Origin of the sequence: Luteibacter sp. UNC138MFCol5.1 (assembly GCF_900110505.1) — a bacterium.
Classification (GTDB): domain Bacteria; phylum Pseudomonadota; class Gammaproteobacteria; order Xanthomonadales; family Rhodanobacteraceae; genus Luteibacter.
In genome coordinates, this window is record NZ_FODZ01000005.1 from 77137 (window position 1) to 93284 (window position 16148).

The following is a 16148-nucleotide window of genomic DNA, read 5'->3' on the forward strand; positions in this document are numbered from 1 at the left end:
GCGGCATCCATCGCGGACGGAGCCGCTCCTACGGCTATAGCGGGCGACGACGGTGGGATTCGACGAATCCTGCGGACATCCACGGCGCCCCGCTCGACCTAGCCTGATCGCTCCCCCGAACTAGGAGCGACCATGCAACCCACCTTGTTCCCGGGCGCCATCGCCATGGCGCTCTTCCCGTTGCTGGCGAATGCGCAGTCGACGGCTCCCCCCGTCGACGGTTGCGCACCCATGGACATCGGTCCGGCCTACGACGCCTCCCTGTCCACCGGCGCCACGCTCGGCTGCTTCCAGTTCGTGACGCCGGCCACGCCGGCGGCGTCCAAGGTCGACGTCAACCTCGCCGGCTTCCGGGCGGAGGAACTGCACGATGTCAGCCTCGTGCGCGTCGATAGCGACGGCAGCACCCGCGCCGCGGCGACCGACGCGTCGATGGACGCCTACCGCATCCTGCAGGCGATAAGCGACGCCTCCACGCGCTGGCTGCTTCTCGTCGGGCGACCCAAAGGCGGCGAGGTCTCTCCATTCCAGATGCAGGTGACCCTCGCCACAGGCGCCGATCGCCATGAGCCGAACGATGCCTTCACGACGATGACGAAGCTGGAGGGCAACCAGCGCATCGAAGGCAACCTCGACAACGCTGGCGACGTCGACAACTTCCTCATCACATTCCGCCCCGAGCAGAAGATGGCGAACCTCGAACTCGAAGCACCCCCGGGCGTCGTCGGCATCGTCGTCGACGGGGCGAAGAAGACCGGCGAGCTTCGTGGTGGCTCGGCGTTCCGGGTGAGCTCGTCCAGACCCGTCTTCGTGCAGATCAAAGGCGGCGCCAGCACCGTCGGTGCGCGGTACACGATCGCGCTGCGCGATCCCGGCGCGACAGCGGTCGTCACGATGGTTCGAAGCAGCGAAAACATCAGCCACCTCGCCCCGGCTCTGGACTCGACGATGCCGGGCGGGGCCAACGTCGCGCGAGTCGCCGAGGTCGAAGCGCAGGTTTTCGAAGGCGACCGGGCAACGCCCGTCGGTGCGGGCTATGTCGTCAAATTCGAGGGTTATGACGTCGGCACGAACGGTCATTGGCTTCTGACGGAACTGACGGCTGTTACCGACGAACGCGGTATAGCGCGCACCACGCTCAACGTTGGTCCGTGCAAGGGCGGAGCCATCGGGCCGATCACGGTGCCTACGCGTGGAAACCCACCCGATTTCTGGGACATCGAATACAACCCGTCGGGCGCTGTGATCGCCTGGGTCGACGGTAGCGATACCTCCGATGCGACAAGACCTCTCAGGTTCGAACACATCTGCAAAGAGACTTTCAGGATGCATCGCCCATGGAAACCCTGACCATTCGCAGCTCGATCGATTCCCGGGCGTCGCATGCAAGCACTGCCATTAGCGACGCGAAACCAGCCGTTGCCGATGATCAGCGCCTGCGACCACCACCGGAAGGGCCCTCCATTCACGAACTGTCGGAGCGCCTGCTGGCCTCCATATCCCATTCTTTGGCCGAGCAGAAAGATCTCGGAAGACGCCTGGCGTCATTTACGGACGCGCTCGTCCCTTTCCTCGCATCGCTGACGCTGGAGCGACCGGGCGTGGTGGCCATGGATTTCGACCTGCATCTCGACGAGGGCCGTCTGAAAGCAACGGGTAAGGACGTGCATCCCGACGATCTTGCGTGGCTTGAATTCCGCATCGCTCAGTTCCCACGTCTGGCGAAACTTGCCGGCGAATTCAATCAGGCGGTCAGCCGGACATTCGGCGATGCGGAAAAAGACAAGTACTGGCGTCTGGAACCACCTCGCGGTTGGCAGGATTACCCCGCGGTTCCAGATCTGGACAAGACGGTGGACAGAGATGTGGGCTTCATGTCGTTGCTGCGCCAGGTTCGCGACGACGGAATGCCGCAGACTTTCGACGGAATGCCGCCTCCGGAACGATTCGATGCCACATCGTCGAGGGTCCTCGCCATGATCATCACGCCGGAGACGTATAAGGTGACCCCGGGCGGATTCATATCGTTGAATCATCCGAAGCCGCTTTCGAAGGGAAGCTGGGTTGCATAGTCGCTACGCTTCCGCGAGCGCCATCGCGTCCAGGGCCGCTCCTGCAGGCGGAGCATGGCTGACAATCAAAGCCCGTGGATGCCCGCGCGACCGCGGAGGATGGCATCCAGCACGTCGGGTGCGACGTCGAACGAGTCGAAGTACAGCCGGTCTTCCGGCAGGTTCGCGTCGATGAAGAGCTCGCGACCCGCCGCGATCATGGCCGGCGGGCCGCTCATGTACAGGTCGAACGCCGAGAGGTCCGGATGGTCCTCCAGCACGGCTTCGTGGACCAGGCCCTCGCGCAGGCCGCTGGCCTGCGCCTCCTCGGGATCGGAGAGCACGGGAATGAAGCGGATCGTCGGGACGTCGCGCGTCCAGCCGGTGGCGAGGTCGGCGAGGTAGAGATCGGCGACGCTGCGCGCGCCCCAGTAGACGTGCATCGGCCGACGCGTGCCCAGCGCGATGAAGTGCTCGACGATGGCCTTCACGGGCGCGAAGCCGGTGCCGCCCGCCACGAACAGCATCGGGCGTTCGGAATCCTCGCGCGGGACGAACGTGCCGAGGGGCGCCTCGATCGTCAGGCGATCGCCGACCTGGAGCGACTCGTACACCCAGGACGTGAAGCCGCCGCCCGGTACGTGGCGGACGTGCAGTTCGATGCGTCCGTCCGGACGCGGACCGCTGGCGATGGAGAACGGGCGGTGACGGCCGTCCTCGAGGATCACGTCGAGGTACTGGCCGGGCAGCCAGTTCAGGCGGTCGCCGTCCAGCGGCTGCAACCAGACGCCGACGACATCCGGCGCCAGCGCGGCGCGCTCGACCACCTCCACCTCCAGACGGCGATGCGGTATGTCCTCCACCGAGGCGATCTCGCGCGCCTGGATGGCGATGTCGCCCTCCGGCACGGCCTGGCAGAGCAGGATCGCGTGATGCAGGCGCGCCGTCGCCGAGAGCGCGACGGGCGGATTCCGCGGGTAGCTGCACGCGCCCTCGACGAGGGTGGCCTTGCAGCTTCCGCACACGCCGCCCCGGCACGAATACGGGAGGGCGATTCCCGCGCGCTGGGCGGCTTCGAGCACGGTTTCGCCGTCGGCGGCGTCGAATCGCTTGCCGGACGATGTCAGGGTTACGGTGGGCACCCGCCCATTGTAGGACAATGACGGCTTGCCCCACAGGATCGCACCCCTCATGACCTCCATCTGGAAACAACCCCTCGACCTCGCCCGCATCAACGCGTGGAGCCGCGGCACGATGATGGAGACGCTGGACATCCGGTTCACCGCGTTCGGCGACGACTGGCTGCGCGGCACGATGCCGGTCGATCACCGTACCCAGCAGCCCTTCGGCCTGCTCCACGGCGGCGCGTCCGTCGTGCTGGCCGAGACACTCGGCAGCTCGGCGGCCCTGCTCACCCTCGACGTGGAAAAGGAGGTCGCCGTGGGCCTCGACATCAACGCCAACCACATCCGCGGCGTGCGCGGGGGCCTCGTCACCGGCACGGCGAAGGCGGTGCACCTCGGCCGGACGACGCAGGTCTGGGAGATCCGGATCGAGGAAGAACAGGGCAAGCTCGTCTGCCTGTCGCGCCTGACCATGGCGGTGATCCCGTCACCGGGCGGCGCGCCCGGGAACCTGCGCGCGTGAGCGAGGCGGCGCCCTACGAGGGCCTGTCCCCGGACGTGGTCCTGGCGGCGGTGGATGCCGGCGGTGCCTGGAGCGATGGCCGTCTGCTCGCGCTGAACAGTTACGAGAACCGCGTCTTCCAGGTCGGCCTGGAAGACGGCGGCTTCGTCGTGGCGAAGTTCTACCGGCCCGGCCGCTGGACCGATGCCGCGATCGAGGAGGAGCACGCGTTCGCGCGCGAGCTCGCGGAAGCCGAGCTGCCGATGGTGGCGCCGCTCGTGGTCGAGGGCCGTACGTTGCTGCGCGAGGCCGGCTATCGCTACGCGCTGTATCCGCGGCGCGGTGGCCGCGCCCCCTCCCTCGAGTCCACCGACCAGCTGGAATGGCTGGGGCGCCTGCTCGGCCGCATGCACGCGATCGGCGCGCGCGAACGCTTCACGGCGCGCACCACGCTGGACCGCGCCACGATGATCGAAGGACCGGTGCGGGCGGCGCTGGGCTCGGACCTCCTGCCCGCGCACCTGTTCGACGCCTATCGCGACGCGGCGCGCCGTGTTAACGACGCCGTGGCGGCCCGCTTCGATGCCGTCGGCCCCGTGCGCCGCATCCGCCTGCATGGCGACTGCCATCCGGGCAACGTGTTGTGGACCGACGCGGGCCCGCACTTCGTCGATCTGGACGACGCGCGCATGGGCCCCGCGGTGCAGGACCTGTGGATGCTCGCGTCCGACGACGCGATGCTGGACGCGCTGCTCGAAGGCTACGGGCAGTTCCGCGAACTCGACCGCGGCGAGCTCGCGCTGATTCCCGCGCTTCGCGCGATGCGTCAGGTGCATTACGCGGGATGGATCGCGGAGCGCTGGCACGATCCCGCGTTCCCGGCCGCGTTCCCCTTCGCGGCCGAGCCGCGCTGGTGGGAGCAGCACATCGCCGACCTGCACGAGCTGGCCGACGGTCTGTGAACCGGAACCGGCTCGTCCGCGCGCCAGCGGCCTTCCCACCGACGCGACACGCCATAATCGTCCCCCGCTCTGACCAGGACCTTCCATGCATTCCTTCCTGACCCGCGTCATCGCCGTGTTCGAGATCGCCGGCGGCCTGTTCGGCCTCGTCCACCAGTTCGACCGGTTGCTCGGCTCGCGTGTGGTCGGCATGGACGCGATCGTCGCGGTGCTCGGCGTGCTGCTGTTCGGCTTCATCCTCGTCGCCGGCGTGCTGCTGGCCAGCAACGACGGCCGCGGCACCTCGTTCTCGATCTGGGCGCAGTTCCTCCAGGCCCCGCTCCTCGCCACGCCCTTCTTCAGCTACGCGCTGTCCAGCGGCGCCTTCGCCAACCTGTCGATGACGCTGCAGCGCTCGCCGCGTCTCGGCTTCGACTGGTCCATCGCCGAGCACGGCTGGCTGCTGGCACTCGCCGGGCCTTCCGCGGCCCACATCGGCATCAACCTGCTGGCGCTGGGCTCCTGGCTCGTCCTGCGCTTCGGGCGTTGAGCCCCGGTATCATTCACCGATGAACAGCCCCGCACTCCCCGTCATCCGCCTGAAGTCCGACCGCGTCCCCGGTCATCCCTGGGTCTGGTCCGCGCAGATCGTGAAGCCCGACGACCGCCTGCCGCCCGGCAGCGTCGTGGACGTGCACGACGCGAAGGGCCGCTTCGTCGGCCGCGGCTTCTGGAACGGCCACGCGCGCGTCGCGCTGCGGCTGCTGACGACCGACCCCGACGTCGCCATCGACGACGACTGGATCGCGCAGCGCATCGCGCGCGCCGTCGAACTGCGCCGCGAGCTGCTGCGCCTGGACGAGGTGAGCGACGCGTGGCGCGTCGTCCACAGCGAAGGCGACGGCCTCTCGGGCCTCGTCGTCGACCGCTACGCGGATCACCTGGTGGTGGAGTATTTCGCCGCCGGCATGTGGCGCTTCCGCGAGACGATCCACGCGACGCTGCAGCGTCATTTCCCCGGTGCTTCCCTGTACTGGTTCGCCGAGCAGCACGTGCAGCGCCAGGAATCCTTCGACGTGCGCTCCAACGACGCGCCGACGGCCGTCGACGTGCACGAGCACGGCCTGGCGTTCCACGCCGCGCCGGGCCTCGGCCACAAGACCGGGTTCTTCGCCGACCAGCGCGACAACCGCCGCCGCTTCGCCGAACTGGCGCGCGGCCGCCGCGTGCTCGACCTCTGCTGCAACGCCGGCGGCTTCGCCGTGCACGCGATGAAGGCCGGCGCCCGCGAGGCCACCGGCGTCGACGCCGACGCGGCGATCCTCGAGGTCGCGCGCGAGAACGCCCGCATGAACGGCGTGGTCGCCACCTTCGAGCAGGGCGACGTCTTCGAATGGCTGCGCGCCGCGATCGCCCGCGGCGAGACGTGGGACGCGGTCGTGCTCGATCCGCCCAAGCTCACGCGCGATCGCAACCAGGTGGTCAACGCGCTGAAGAAGTACTTCGCGATGAACCGGACGGCGCTCGACGTCCTGGCGCCGGGCGGCATCCTGCTGACGTGCTCGTGCACCGGGCTGGTCGGCGAGAGCGACTTCCTCGAGATGATCCGCCGCGTCGCGCTCAACGCCGGGCGCGACATCCAGGTGCTCGACGTCGCCGGTGCCGGCCCCGACCATCCGGTGGCGAGCAACGTGCCGGAGAACCGTTACCTCAAGGCGGTGTTCTGCCGCGTCGGCTGACGAGGCGTTCACCCGGCCTTGATCGGTCGCCGGGACATAGTCCCGGCCATGTCCAGGAACCCACCGGCCAACGCCCTCGCGGCGGCGAGCGTCGAGAAGGCCCACGCGAAAGCGGCGGGCCTCGTCTATGTCTGCGACACCGATGAAGGCATCACGCGCTGCAAGCGCGGAAAGAGCTTCGCCTACATCGGGCCGGATGGCCGCAGGATCACCGACGAGAACGTGATCGCGCGCATCCGCTCGCTGGCGATCCCCCCGGCGTATACGAACGTCTGGATCTGCCCCGACGAGCGCGGCCACCTGCAGGCGACCGGGCGCGACGCGCGGGCACGCAAGCAGTACCGTTATCACCCGCGCTGGCGCGACACGCGCTCGCAGGGCAAGTTCGAGCGCATCGTGGAGTTCGGCGAGGCCCTGCCCCGCCTTCGTCGCCGCCTGCGCAAGGATCTGGCGCTGCCCGGCCTGCCGCGCGAGAAGGTGCTCGCGCTGGTCGTCAGCCTGCTGGAAGAGACGATGATCCGCGTCGGCAACGACGCCTACGCGAAGCAGAACAACTCGTATGGCCTGACGACGCTGCGCTCGCGACACGTCGCCATGCGCAAGGGTCGCATCACGTTTCATTTCCGCGGCAAGAGCGGGCTGTGGCGCGACGTCGAACTCGACGACAAGCGACTCGTGAAAGCGGTGCGCCGCGTCCAGGAGCTGCCCGGGCAGCGGCTCTTCCAGTACATCGACGACGACGGCCACCCACAGCCCGTCGACTCGGGCATGGTCAACGACTACCTGCGCGAGGTGACCGGCGGCGAATTCACCGCGAAGGACTTCCGCACCTGGGGCGGCACCGTGCACGCGATGGGCGTGCTCGGCACGACGGCGCTGCCCGACGAGGGGGGCGAGCGCGCGATCAAGGCGGCCCTCGCGCAGGCCGTCAAGCAGGTCGCCGCCGTGCTTGGCAACACTCCGGCGGTATGCCGCGCTTCGTACATCCACCCGGAGGTCTTCACCGGCTGGACCGAGGGCAAACTGCATCGCTGCGTGCCGCCGGCGGGTCTCCGCTATCCCCGAAAATTGGAAGCGTCCACCCTGGCTTTTCTGCGCCGACGGCTACGTGCGTCGAAGCGCTCCCGTTGAGACGAATGGATGGCTATAGTGCGCGCACGGGGAAGGGGTTCGATGAGTCAGGGGTCGTGGTGAAGATGTCTCGATGGAAGCTCGTTCCCGTCCTGCTCGGCCTGCTGGCCGGCGCGGGCGTGCATGCCCAGGAAGCGGCGAACGCCGGCCCCGTCAGCCTGCCGGACATGCAGGAGCATCGTGGCGTGGTGGACGACACCTGGATCGTCGCGCCCCGCCGCCTCGCCGACGCGACGCTCGCCGCGGTGAAGAATTACGCCGACGAAGGCGATATCGCCGCGGGTGTATCGCTGCGTTATCACATCGACAACGCCGACTGGCTGATCGCCGACGTCTTCATCTACCCCGCCGGCGAAGGCGACAACGCGGCCATGCTCAAGCGCGCGGCGGAAGATTTCCGCGAATCGGTGGCGTTCGCCGAACGCCAGCAGATCTACCGCAACGTGTGGTGGGGCGACGAGAGCGCTTACACCGCCAACCTCGCCGGTGGCAGGAAGGCCGAAGGCCGGTTCCTGCCGATCGTCTTCGACGCCCAGCAGGACATGCTCACCTCGCGTGCGTACCTGTTCTACCGCAAGCTCTATTTCGTGAAGATCCGGCTGAGCACCGCGGTCGAGGCCGTCGACAGCCTGGCGGAGAACGCGGATCGTTTCGTCGCGAGCCTGCTCGATGGGGTCGACATCGTCAGCGTGGGCAATTGCGGACGGCGGATGGATATCCTCATGGCGACGCCCGGCCAGGCGCCGCCGGCCGACCTGAAGGACGGCGTGAGCGCCGATGGGTATCGCGTGCTGTTGCCCGCGAACCGCGCGGGCTCGACATCCACCCGTAGCCAGCTCGCCAAGGTGATGTCGCTGGCCGCCGCGCGGCAACAGGCCACGGGCTGCACGACGCTCGAATACAACCCGCCTCTCGAGAACGGAACGCGGGCTGTGCTGCACCTGAGCTTCCAGCCCGAGGACTGGGGCACGACGCCGCGCACGAAGTGAATCCTCCAACGAAGAACGGCCGGGGCGCGTCCCACGCCCCGGCCGTTGCCGTTCACCGGTTGGTACAGGGCTCAAATCCTTGAGCAAACACGTCCAACCCGCGGCGACCAGTGAATTTTGCGTGGTCCGCCGCAGTTCGGATATGGAAGTTTTCTGAAAAATCGGTCGGATTTCACGGTGGCTTGATCTAAGCCTGCACGGGCACGGACCGCTCCGCGCGCCACGCCCGCAATCCGATGGCGGCGAGGACGACGAAGCCCGCGTAGAGCACCGCCGTGACCGGCAGCGATTTGTAGAGGTACTCGCCGACGTAGATCACGTCCACCGCGATCCACAGCCACCACGCGGCGGCATGGCGTCGCGCCTGCCACCACTGCGCGACGAGACTGAACGCGGTGAGCGCGGCGTCGAGCCAGGGCAGCGACGCATCGGTGTAACGGTGCATGGCATAACCGAGCGCGAGCGCCGCGGCCGTGCCGAGGGCGAGATGGGCGATGGCCTCGCGTGGAGCGAGCGCCGCGACGCGGACGTGACCGCTGCCGTCGAGGTTGCGCGTCCATCGATGCCATCCATACAGGATGAGCACGGCGAAGATCGCCTGCAACAGCGTGTCCGAGTAAAGCCGCGCGTCAACGAAGATCCACGCGTACGCGACCACCGACACCAGGCCCACCGGCCAGCACCACGGACTGCGCCGCGCCGTCAGCCACACGCCCGCCGCGCTGACCAGCGCGGCGAACAGCTCGAACAGGGACAGCTCAAAGCTCATAGGTCACCGACAGGCGGGCCAGTCGCGGCATGCCCGGGAACAGATAGCTGTCGCCACCGGAACTGCCCGTGTCGCGCCAGTAGAACCGGTTGAACACGTTATCGACATTCAGGCGCCACGTCAGCGCATGGCCGCCCACCTGCGTGGCGAACCGCAGCCCCGCGTCGAACACGTTGTACGCCGGCACGCGCGTGGCGCCGTCGGGTGTCGCCACGTTGCTGCCCGCGTAGCGCCAGCCGCCCAGGATGGCCAGGCCCGGCGCGAACGGCAGGCTGTAATCGGCGTACACGGCGCTGCGCCAGCGCGGTACGTTGACCACCTGGTGGCCTTCGTACGTCGGCGCCCCCGTGTTCTCGGCGCGCGCGCGGATCGCGTTCAGGCTGGCGGTGAGGCGCAGGTTCTCCGTCAGCCGCCCCGCGAGGTTGAGCTCCACGCCCGTGTGCACCTCCCGGCCCTGCTGCACGAACGTGAAGCCTTCCGCCGTGTCGTCCGGACGCGCGAACTGGTACGCCTGACGGATGCGATACACCGCCGCCTGCAGGTCGAGGCCCTCGCCGATGGCGTACTTCACGCCCGCCTCGACCTGACGCGAATGCAACGGCGCCAGCGTGGTGCCGCCATTCGACGTCCAGTACGGCGCCTCGCGGCCGAGGGACAGGCCCTCGCCGTAGCTCACGTACGTCGTCAACGGCGCGGTCGGCTGCCAGAGTACGGCGGCCTGCGGCAGCGACTGGCTGCTGCGCGTGTGGCGTTCGATCGCGCCGGTGTCGTCGTAGGCGCTTTCGTCGAGGCGGACGAAGCGCGTGCCGGCGAGCACCTGCCATTGCTCGCCCAGGTGGATCCGGTCGATCGCGAACAGCGTGCGCTGCCAGCTCGTCAGGCGGCGGACCGACGGACCCGGCTCGTTCGGCGATGGTGCGAACGACGGCACGACACGGTCATAGATGTTGGCGGTGCCGACGTAGTCGTACACGTAGGCGCGGCGATCGATGGTCCGGCGAAAGCTCGTGGCGCCGACGTTGAGCTCGTGGTCGACGCTTCCCGTCGCGAAGCTGCCGGTGACGACGCCGCGCACTTCGTCGTTCTGCCGCGTGTCGTCGGGACTGCGGAAATCGTAGACGTCGTAGTCGCCGTTGGGTGCGAAGAAGTAACCGGGCGTGGCGCCGGATGCACAGGATTCGGCGTAGAAGCACCCGTAGGCGAACGCGACGTTGTCGTCGATGACGGTGTGGCTGTGCCCCGCCGAGACCTGCGCGTTCCAGTTGTCGCTGAAGCGGTAGTTGAAGCGCAGCGACGTATTGCTGGAATGGATGCCCACCGGCCGCTGCCACGACTGGTAGCCGAGCAGGCGCGTGCGGCTCGCATGGGCGGGCACCGTCGTGCCCCCGAGCAACTGGTAGCCGGACGCCGAGCGCTGTCCGCTCGTCTGGTAATCGGTGTCGAGCAGCAGGGTCGCCTTATCGGTGATCTTCCAGTCGGCCGCGATGGAGACGAAACTGCGCCGGCCATCGGCGTGTTCGATGTAGGAGTGCGTCTTCTCGTTCGCGGCATTGACGCGCAGGCCGAACGACGGCGAGAACCAGGCGCCCAGGTCGAGGGCCTCGTAGTTCGAGCCGTGCGAATCGGTTCCGATCGTCACGTTATGGACGTCCGCCGGACGCTTGCTGACGTAGTTGACGAGGCCACCGGGCTCGACCACGCCGGCCTCGAGTCCGCCCAGCCCCTTCAGCACCTCGACGCGCTCCTTGCCTTCGAGCGCGAGGAGCTGCTCCGCCGACATGATCATCCCGTTGAAACGGAACCCGGTCGCGAGGTCGAGCGGGAAACCGCGGATCGAAACGTCCTGGTAGTAACCCGCCGGCGCGTAGTTGTCGGTGATCGCGGCATCGCCACGCACCAGTTCGCTCAGCGTGCGGGGCTGGCGATCGTCGATCTGCGCGCGCGTGATGACCGTGATGGCCGCGGGCGTATCGTGCAGCGGCGCGCTGCCGAAGCTGCCGAACGTATCCAGCTGCGAGTCGGCGGCGCGGTAGCTGTCGGTGGTCGTCGCGTGGACGTCCACGGTGGGCAGCGTGCGCGCCTGCGGGGGCGCGTCGTCCGCGGCGTGCGCCGCGGCGGCGAACGCAAGGATGGCAAGGGCGAGCGGGGTACGGGCAAGGATCATCGTCGTCTTCGGGTCCATGGACGAAGCGACGGCGAACCACGGGCCCGGCCGGGCCATCCGTGGATCTGCAAGCTCCCTACGCCGGTACTAACCGGGTCAGGTTCCAAGGGACTCTCTCAGCCCGGCGATCGCCGGGCACCCCCGCTTCTAGAACCGTTATTGAACCACAATCCGGTCGAGGAACGTACGGCCGTGTCCGGTGGCGAACCAGCGCGCGTGGCCGAGCAGGAACGTGTGGTAGGCCACGTCCGCATGGTCGCGGCGGCCGGTGATGCCCTCGAAGTATTCGACCTCGGAGAGGGCGAAGTCGATGTGCACCAGCGGCAGCAGATCGACGAGGAGCGCGAGGTCGCCCGCCGCGAGCGGCCGCACGGACCGGTAGCCGTCGACGATCGCGCGGGCGAGATCCGCTCGCCCGATGTCGCCGCGATCGACGTCGAGCCAGGCGATCGCGTTGCGCTCGATCGCGGTGGCGAGGTCGAACAGCGCGAACGTCTCCGCCGAGAGGCCGAGGTCGAGGACATCGGTGATCGAGGCGTCGTCGCCGGCGCCGCTCCAGCAGAGATTGGAGACGTGCCAGTCGCCATGGGTCCACAGGCGGGCCTGCATCGCGATGCCGCCGACGGCGCGTGCGTGCCATGGCGCTATCGCACCGGCGAGTTCGGTTTTCCAGTCGCGCCCCTGCAGGTAGCGCGCGAGCGCCGGGCGTGAAGGAAGCTGCGCGTCGATGGCACGAGCCGGTTCGGCCGCCGCGAGGATTTCCGCGCGCGCGACGAGAATGTGCGTCTCGCGCTGCGGTGCCTTGTAGTCGCGCGCGGCGTCATGCAGACGGGCGAGCATGGCGCCCGCCGCGCGCGCGTGGTGCTCGCCATCGATCGGCGACCAGGAATACGCGTCGCGGTAGACATCCAGGCCTCGCGCCGCCTCGTGCACTTCGTAGACCCAGTCGCCGGCGGAAAGCACGGACGTGGCGTCCCCTGCTCGCACGATGCGCGGTACGGGCATACCGCTTTCGCGCAGGTGCGTCGCGAAGCGATGTTCCTCGGCGAGCGTGTGTTCGTCCCGGACGGAACGATGGTGCCGCTTCACGAAGCAGCGCCCCCGCTCCGTCGTCACCAGGGCCGCCGCGGACAGGGGTCGCGGGCTGCGCCAGTCCAGCGAGCGAAGCGTGCCGAGCGACGGGAGCCGTTCGACGATCGCGGCGAGTTCGTCGCGACGCAGGGCCGGCCAGTCGGGCTCGAGCTGGTCGCCAGCGAGGCCGTGGGCGAGATGGGGGGCGTGAGTCATCCCGGGATTTTAGTGCGGGACGCGGTCCCGTACGGCCCGGTCGGGCGCCCTGGCGGCAGTCCCGGACCGGCGGCAAGGGGGTCGGGAGGCTCGCGCAGCCGACGCTCAAGAACAAACGGGGCCCTTAATCGGCAAATCCTTCAAAAACGTGTCCAATCCATGGCGAACGGGCCGATATACCTTCAGACTACCCACACGGGAGCGGGTGTGTGACAGGGGTCCGCGTGGCTCCGGCCAGCCGACGAAACGCGCCAGACAGGCGAACGATCAATCATGTAAGGACGAGATCGACCTAGGGGGACTACCGTGGGCGGAATGAACAGGGACGCGTTGGTGTGGGGTCGATACGTAGCCGTCGCGGGCGCCTACGCGGCCTGTTACGAGCTGACCCGCAATTTTTCGTTCTCGCACTGGATGCTCACCGCCGGGCTGCGCATGGCGTGCCTGCTGCTCGTTCCCCGCAGGTTCTGGCCGGCCCTCGCCGTCGGCGAAGCGCTGCCCATCGCCGAAATGGCCTTCGTGCACATGTCCGACTACGGCGTGGCCTGGGCCGTGGCCAACACCGTTCCTCCGATCGTCTTCTGCATGCCCATCGTCGCCTGGCTGCAATCGCGCCTGCCGATCATCCGCGTCGGTGGCGAGGTGAACATCGGCATGATCGTCCTGGCGACGCTGCTGTGCGCGGTGATGAACGCGGCCGAGAACTCGGTCGTGCTGAGCCTCATCCGCATGGACGATGGCTCACCCGCACCCACTGTGACGGCGCAGATCTTCCTCGCGTGGTTCCTCGGCCTGTACCTCGGCGCGCTCACCCTGACGCCGAGCATCCTCGCCTTGCGTGAACGTCTCGCCGCGCAACCGAAGCGGACCCTCACGTGGGACGCCATCCGTCATAGCGCGCTGGCCCGCGACCTGCTCCTCATCGCGGTGCCATCGCTGGCGTTGCTGATGGGTATCGCCTCGCAGACCGAAGGCACGACCCTGCAGGTCACCCGCATGGCGATGGCATTACCCGTCGTCGCCCTCACGCTGCGTCATGGCTGGCATGGCACATCGCTCGGCGGTCTTTTCGCGAGCGTCGCGATGGCATCCACCTCGTTCAGCCTGCTGGATCCCGCGATGATCCAGGCGCAGACGGTGATCGCCTTCGTGCTTTCGACATCGCTGCTGTTCGGCGTGCGTGTCGCACGTCGCCAGGCGGCCGCAAGACAAGTCCTGCTCGCGCAGGACCTGTCCTCGGGTTTTCATCGCCACTGATGTCCTTTGCAGTGCGCGTGCCGTCGGCACGCGGACATGCCCGCGCGATCGTTACCGACTCGTGCACTCCACGGGGTTCTTGCACTCCACGGCGACCGCCATCATGCGCATCGATCCATCGGACTGCGGCGCCACCGCGATCTGCGTCGCGGCATCCTGGTAGACGACCGTGTATGCGGTGCTCGCCGGTGCAGGCAGCCGATCGTCGGCCGTGGCGAGGTTGGACGCGTCGGTACCGATCGGCAGCCCGGTGATGTCACCGGTGACGGTGCGCATGAAGGCGCCGCGAACCGTGCCGTTCGCGTCGTTGACCTGGAAGTACGTGATGTTGCCCTTCTTGAACTTGTAGACGTGGTAACCGGAGTTCGCACTGATGTCGGTCGTGTTGGGCCAGGACTGGCCGAGGCCGGTCACGGCGGTCTGTGCGTGGGCGGCGCCGATGCCGAGGGAGAGCGTGACGAGCGAGGCGAGCAAGAGGCGGTTGTGCGTGCGCATGATGGATACTCCTGTGTGATGGAAGTACGGCCCCGATGTCTTACTGCCCCGGGTTCCGTGTGTCGCCCATGGCGAACCCATGGCCGATACCGCCACTTTCCCGCATCGACCGCGGTCGCTTGGGGGCACCTGCCGAATCCGCGCATAGCTTGGACGGCTGTGTTGCGAGTCGGCCCCCTCCGGGTCCAGGCGCGCCCTTCCCTGCTTTCCGATGGATATCGATCAGCGTCGAATAAACTGGCCTTTTTGCGGCACGCACGCCGACGCGGCACGCGTCCGCCTGCCGGAATGGTCTGGAATGATCGTTTTCATCGACACCCGGCGCCGGTCGTCGCCCAGGCGCTTGCCTGGCTACCGACCACGCCGCTCGCTCCCGCCACCCTCACCCGGATAAGCATGGGTCCGCCCCTCGGTGCGTGTCGTGATTCGACTGAAAAGCATCGCGCCGGTAACTGAGGCGCGCAGGCAGTCTGCCGGATAACCCGGACAGCGACCAGCACCGGTCCCATGAACGTCCCTTGCAGACGTTCGTCGTGCGGCGTCGCGAAAGCGGTCGCGACCCGCGCCGTTCCCGACGCTCCGCGAAACGCGCAAACAAAAAGGCCCCGATTTCTCGGGGCCTTTCTGCGTTTGGCTGGGAGACTAGGATTCGAACCTAGATAAACGGAGTCAGAGTCCGTTGTCCTACCGTTAGACGATCTCCCAATAAACCGGGATTCGATGCGCTCTGACCTTGATGCACCGAATTGAAGCGCGAATTCTACTAGAAAATTAGCGCTTGGAGAACTGCGTTGCGCGACGTGCCTTGTGGAGACCGACCTTCTTACGCTCGACTTCACGGGCGTCGCGGGTCATGAAACCAGCCTTGCGCAGCGGCGACTTCAGGGCTTCGTCGTATTCGACGAGAGCGCGGGCGATGCCGAGGCGGATCGCGCCGGCCTGACCCGTGATGCCGCCACCGGCGACCGTCACCATGATGTCGAACTTCTCGGTGTTCTCGGTCAACTCGAGCGGCTGACGGACGATCATACGCGAGGTTTCACGACCGAAGAACTGGTCGAGCGGCTTGCCGTTGACGACGATGCCACCGGTGCCCTTGCGGATGAAGACGCGGGCGGCGGAGGTCTTGCGGCGGCCGGTACCGTAATTCTGCTGGGTAGCCATGTCGATTCCTTAGATTTCCAGCGCCTGCGGCTGCTGTGCGGTATGCGGGTGCTCGGCGCCGCCGTACACCTTGAGCTTGCGGTACATGGCGCGACCCAGCGGGTTCTTCGGCAGCATGCCCTTGACGGCGATCTCGATCACGCGCTCCGGGTGCGTGGCGAGGAGGTCCTTCAGACTCGTGGTCTTCAGGTTACCGACGTAGCCGGTGAAGCGGTGGTACATCTTGTCGTCCAGCTTCGCACCGGTGACCGCCACCTTCTCGGCGTTGATCACGACGATGTAATCGCCGGTATCGACGTGCGGGGTGAACTCGGGCTTGTGCTTGCCGCGGAGACGGCGCGCGACCTCGGTCGACAGGCGACCCAGGGTCTTGTTCGTGGCGTCGATCACGAACCAATCGCGCTTGACGCTCTCCGGCTTGGCGCTGAACGTTTTCATTTCGAAAATACCTGGTTTGCCGCCAAAGAGGCGGAACACGGAATCGGTGAAAGCAAAGGCGCGAGAGAATAGCGGACTTTTCCCTCATCGCGCAAGC

The 16148-nt window shown here is 67.6% G+C and carries 16 protein-coding genes, 1 tRNA gene and 1 riboswitch; of the genes, 9 read left to right on the forward strand and 8 right to left on the reverse strand.

The genetic code is table 11. From position 1 onward, the window contains the following. The first annotated feature begins 132 nt into the window (after nucleotides 1-132). Nucleotides 133-1350: a hypothetical protein gene (locus tag BMY69_RS14505; protein ID WP_090179579.1), complete on the forward strand. Its 1218-nt coding sequence runs from the start codon at nucleotides 133-135 to the stop codon at nucleotides 1348-1350. Further along, on the forward strand, nucleotides 1338-2072 hold the full coding sequence (locus BMY69_RS19380) for a hypothetical protein (RefSeq protein ID WP_143070485.1): 735 nt from the start codon (nucleotides 1338-1340) through the stop codon (nucleotides 2070-2072). The genes BMY69_RS14505 and BMY69_RS19380 overlap by 13 nt, the downstream gene beginning before the upstream one ends. Before the next feature lie 65 nt (nucleotides 2073-2137). Here the strand turns inward: BMY69_RS19380 and BMY69_RS14515 are convergent, their stop codons facing one another. Continuing rightward, nucleotides 2138-3193, reverse strand: coding sequence for a 2Fe-2S iron-sulfur cluster-binding protein (locus BMY69_RS14515; RefSeq protein WP_255364572.1), 1056 nt, complete (start codon nucleotides 3191-3193; stop codon nucleotides 2138-2140). Between the two features lie 49 nt (nucleotides 3194-3242). Between BMY69_RS14515 and BMY69_RS14520 the strand changes: the two genes are divergently transcribed. From BMY69_RS14520 to BMY69_RS14545, 6 genes are all read left to right on the forward strand, one after another. Further along, nucleotides 3243-3698: a hotdog fold thioesterase gene (locus tag BMY69_RS14520; RefSeq protein ID WP_090057281.1), complete on the forward strand. Its 456-nt coding sequence runs from the start codon at nucleotides 3243-3245 to the stop codon at nucleotides 3696-3698. Continuing rightward, the gene (locus BMY69_RS14525) at nucleotides 3695-4639 is read left to right on the forward strand and encodes a serine/threonine protein kinase (protein WP_090179587.1); all 945 of its coding nucleotides are present in this window, start codon (nucleotides 3695-3697) and stop codon (nucleotides 4637-4639) included. Before BMY69_RS14520 ends, BMY69_RS14525 begins: the two co-directional genes overlap by 4 nt. Before the next feature lie 85 nt (nucleotides 4640-4724). Next, nucleotides 4725-5168, forward strand: a complete 444-nt coding sequence (locus BMY69_RS14530; RefSeq protein WP_090179591.1) for a hypothetical protein — start codon at nucleotides 4725-4727, stop codon at nucleotides 5166-5168. 19 nt (nucleotides 5169-5187) lie between these two features. Beyond that, the gene (locus BMY69_RS14535; RefSeq protein WP_090179594.1) at nucleotides 5188-6357 is read left to right on the forward strand and encodes a class I SAM-dependent rRNA methyltransferase; all 1170 of its coding nucleotides are present in this window, start codon (nucleotides 5188-5190) and stop codon (nucleotides 6355-6357) included. A 48-nt stretch (nucleotides 6358-6405) separates the two neighbouring features. Further along, nucleotides 6406-7488, forward strand: a complete 1083-nt coding sequence (locus tag BMY69_RS14540) for a DNA topoisomerase IB (protein ID WP_090057291.1) — start codon at nucleotides 6406-6408, stop codon at nucleotides 7486-7488. A gap of 65 nt (nucleotides 7489-7553) precedes the next feature. Next, nucleotides 7554-8477, forward strand: coding sequence for a hypothetical protein (locus BMY69_RS14545; RefSeq protein WP_143070486.1), 924 nt, complete (start codon nucleotides 7554-7556; stop codon nucleotides 8475-8477). Between the two features lie 187 nt (nucleotides 8478-8664). Here the strand turns inward: BMY69_RS14545 and pnuC are convergent, their stop codons facing one another. The 3 genes from pnuC to BMY69_RS14560 all read right to left on the reverse strand — a co-directional run bounded on the left by pnuC (nucleotide 8665) and on the right by BMY69_RS14560 (nucleotide 12697). Next, a complete protein-coding gene (pnuC, locus tag BMY69_RS14550; protein WP_090180008.1) occupies nucleotides 8665-9234 on the reverse strand; it encodes a nicotinamide riboside transporter PnuC in 570 nt (189 codons plus the stop codon). A gap of 1 nt (nucleotide 9235) precedes the next feature. Beyond that, nucleotides 9236-11410 carry a TonB-dependent siderophore receptor gene (locus BMY69_RS14555; protein ID WP_090180010.1) on the reverse strand — a complete coding sequence of 725 codons (2175 nt, stop codon included), beginning with the start codon at nucleotides 11408-11410 and terminating at the stop codon, nucleotides 9236-9238. Between the two features lie 56 nt (nucleotides 11411-11466). Beyond that, nucleotides 11467-11563: riboswitch (TPP riboswitch) on the reverse strand. 3 nt (nucleotides 11564-11566) lie between these two features. Continuing rightward, nucleotides 11567-12697, reverse strand: coding sequence for a phosphotransferase enzyme family protein (locus tag BMY69_RS14560; protein WP_090179600.1), 1131 nt, complete (start codon nucleotides 12695-12697; stop codon nucleotides 11567-11569). A gap of 333 nt (nucleotides 12698-13030) precedes the next feature. On the opposite strand from BMY69_RS14560, the gene BMY69_RS14565 reads away from it, so the two are divergent. Continuing rightward, nucleotides 13031-13954, forward strand: coding sequence for an MASE1 domain-containing protein (locus BMY69_RS14565; protein WP_177191190.1), 924 nt, complete (start codon nucleotides 13031-13033; stop codon nucleotides 13952-13954). 51 nt (nucleotides 13955-14005) lie between these two features. Here the strand turns inward: BMY69_RS14565 and BMY69_RS14570 are convergent, their stop codons facing one another. From BMY69_RS14570 to rplM, 4 genes are all read right to left on the reverse strand, one after another. After that, nucleotides 14006-14449 (reverse strand): hypothetical protein, encoded by a 444-nt coding sequence (locus BMY69_RS14570; RefSeq protein ID WP_090179605.1) that lies wholly within the window; start codon nucleotides 14447-14449, stop codon nucleotides 14006-14008. Between the two features lie 631 nt (nucleotides 14450-15080). Then, nucleotides 15081-15154: transfer RNA gene (locus BMY69_RS14575), tRNA-Gln, on the reverse strand. 66 nt (nucleotides 15155-15220) lie between these two features. Beyond that, nucleotides 15221-15613, reverse strand: a complete 393-nt coding sequence (gene rpsI, locus BMY69_RS14580) for a 30S ribosomal protein S9 (RefSeq protein WP_089981021.1) — start codon at nucleotides 15611-15613, stop codon at nucleotides 15221-15223. A gap of 9 nt (nucleotides 15614-15622) precedes the next feature. Beyond that, nucleotides 15623-16051 (reverse strand): 50S ribosomal protein L13, encoded by a 429-nt coding sequence (gene rplM / locus BMY69_RS14585; RefSeq protein WP_072323841.1) that lies wholly within the window; start codon nucleotides 16049-16051, stop codon nucleotides 15623-15625. Between the last annotated feature and the right edge of the window lie 97 nt (nucleotides 16052-16148).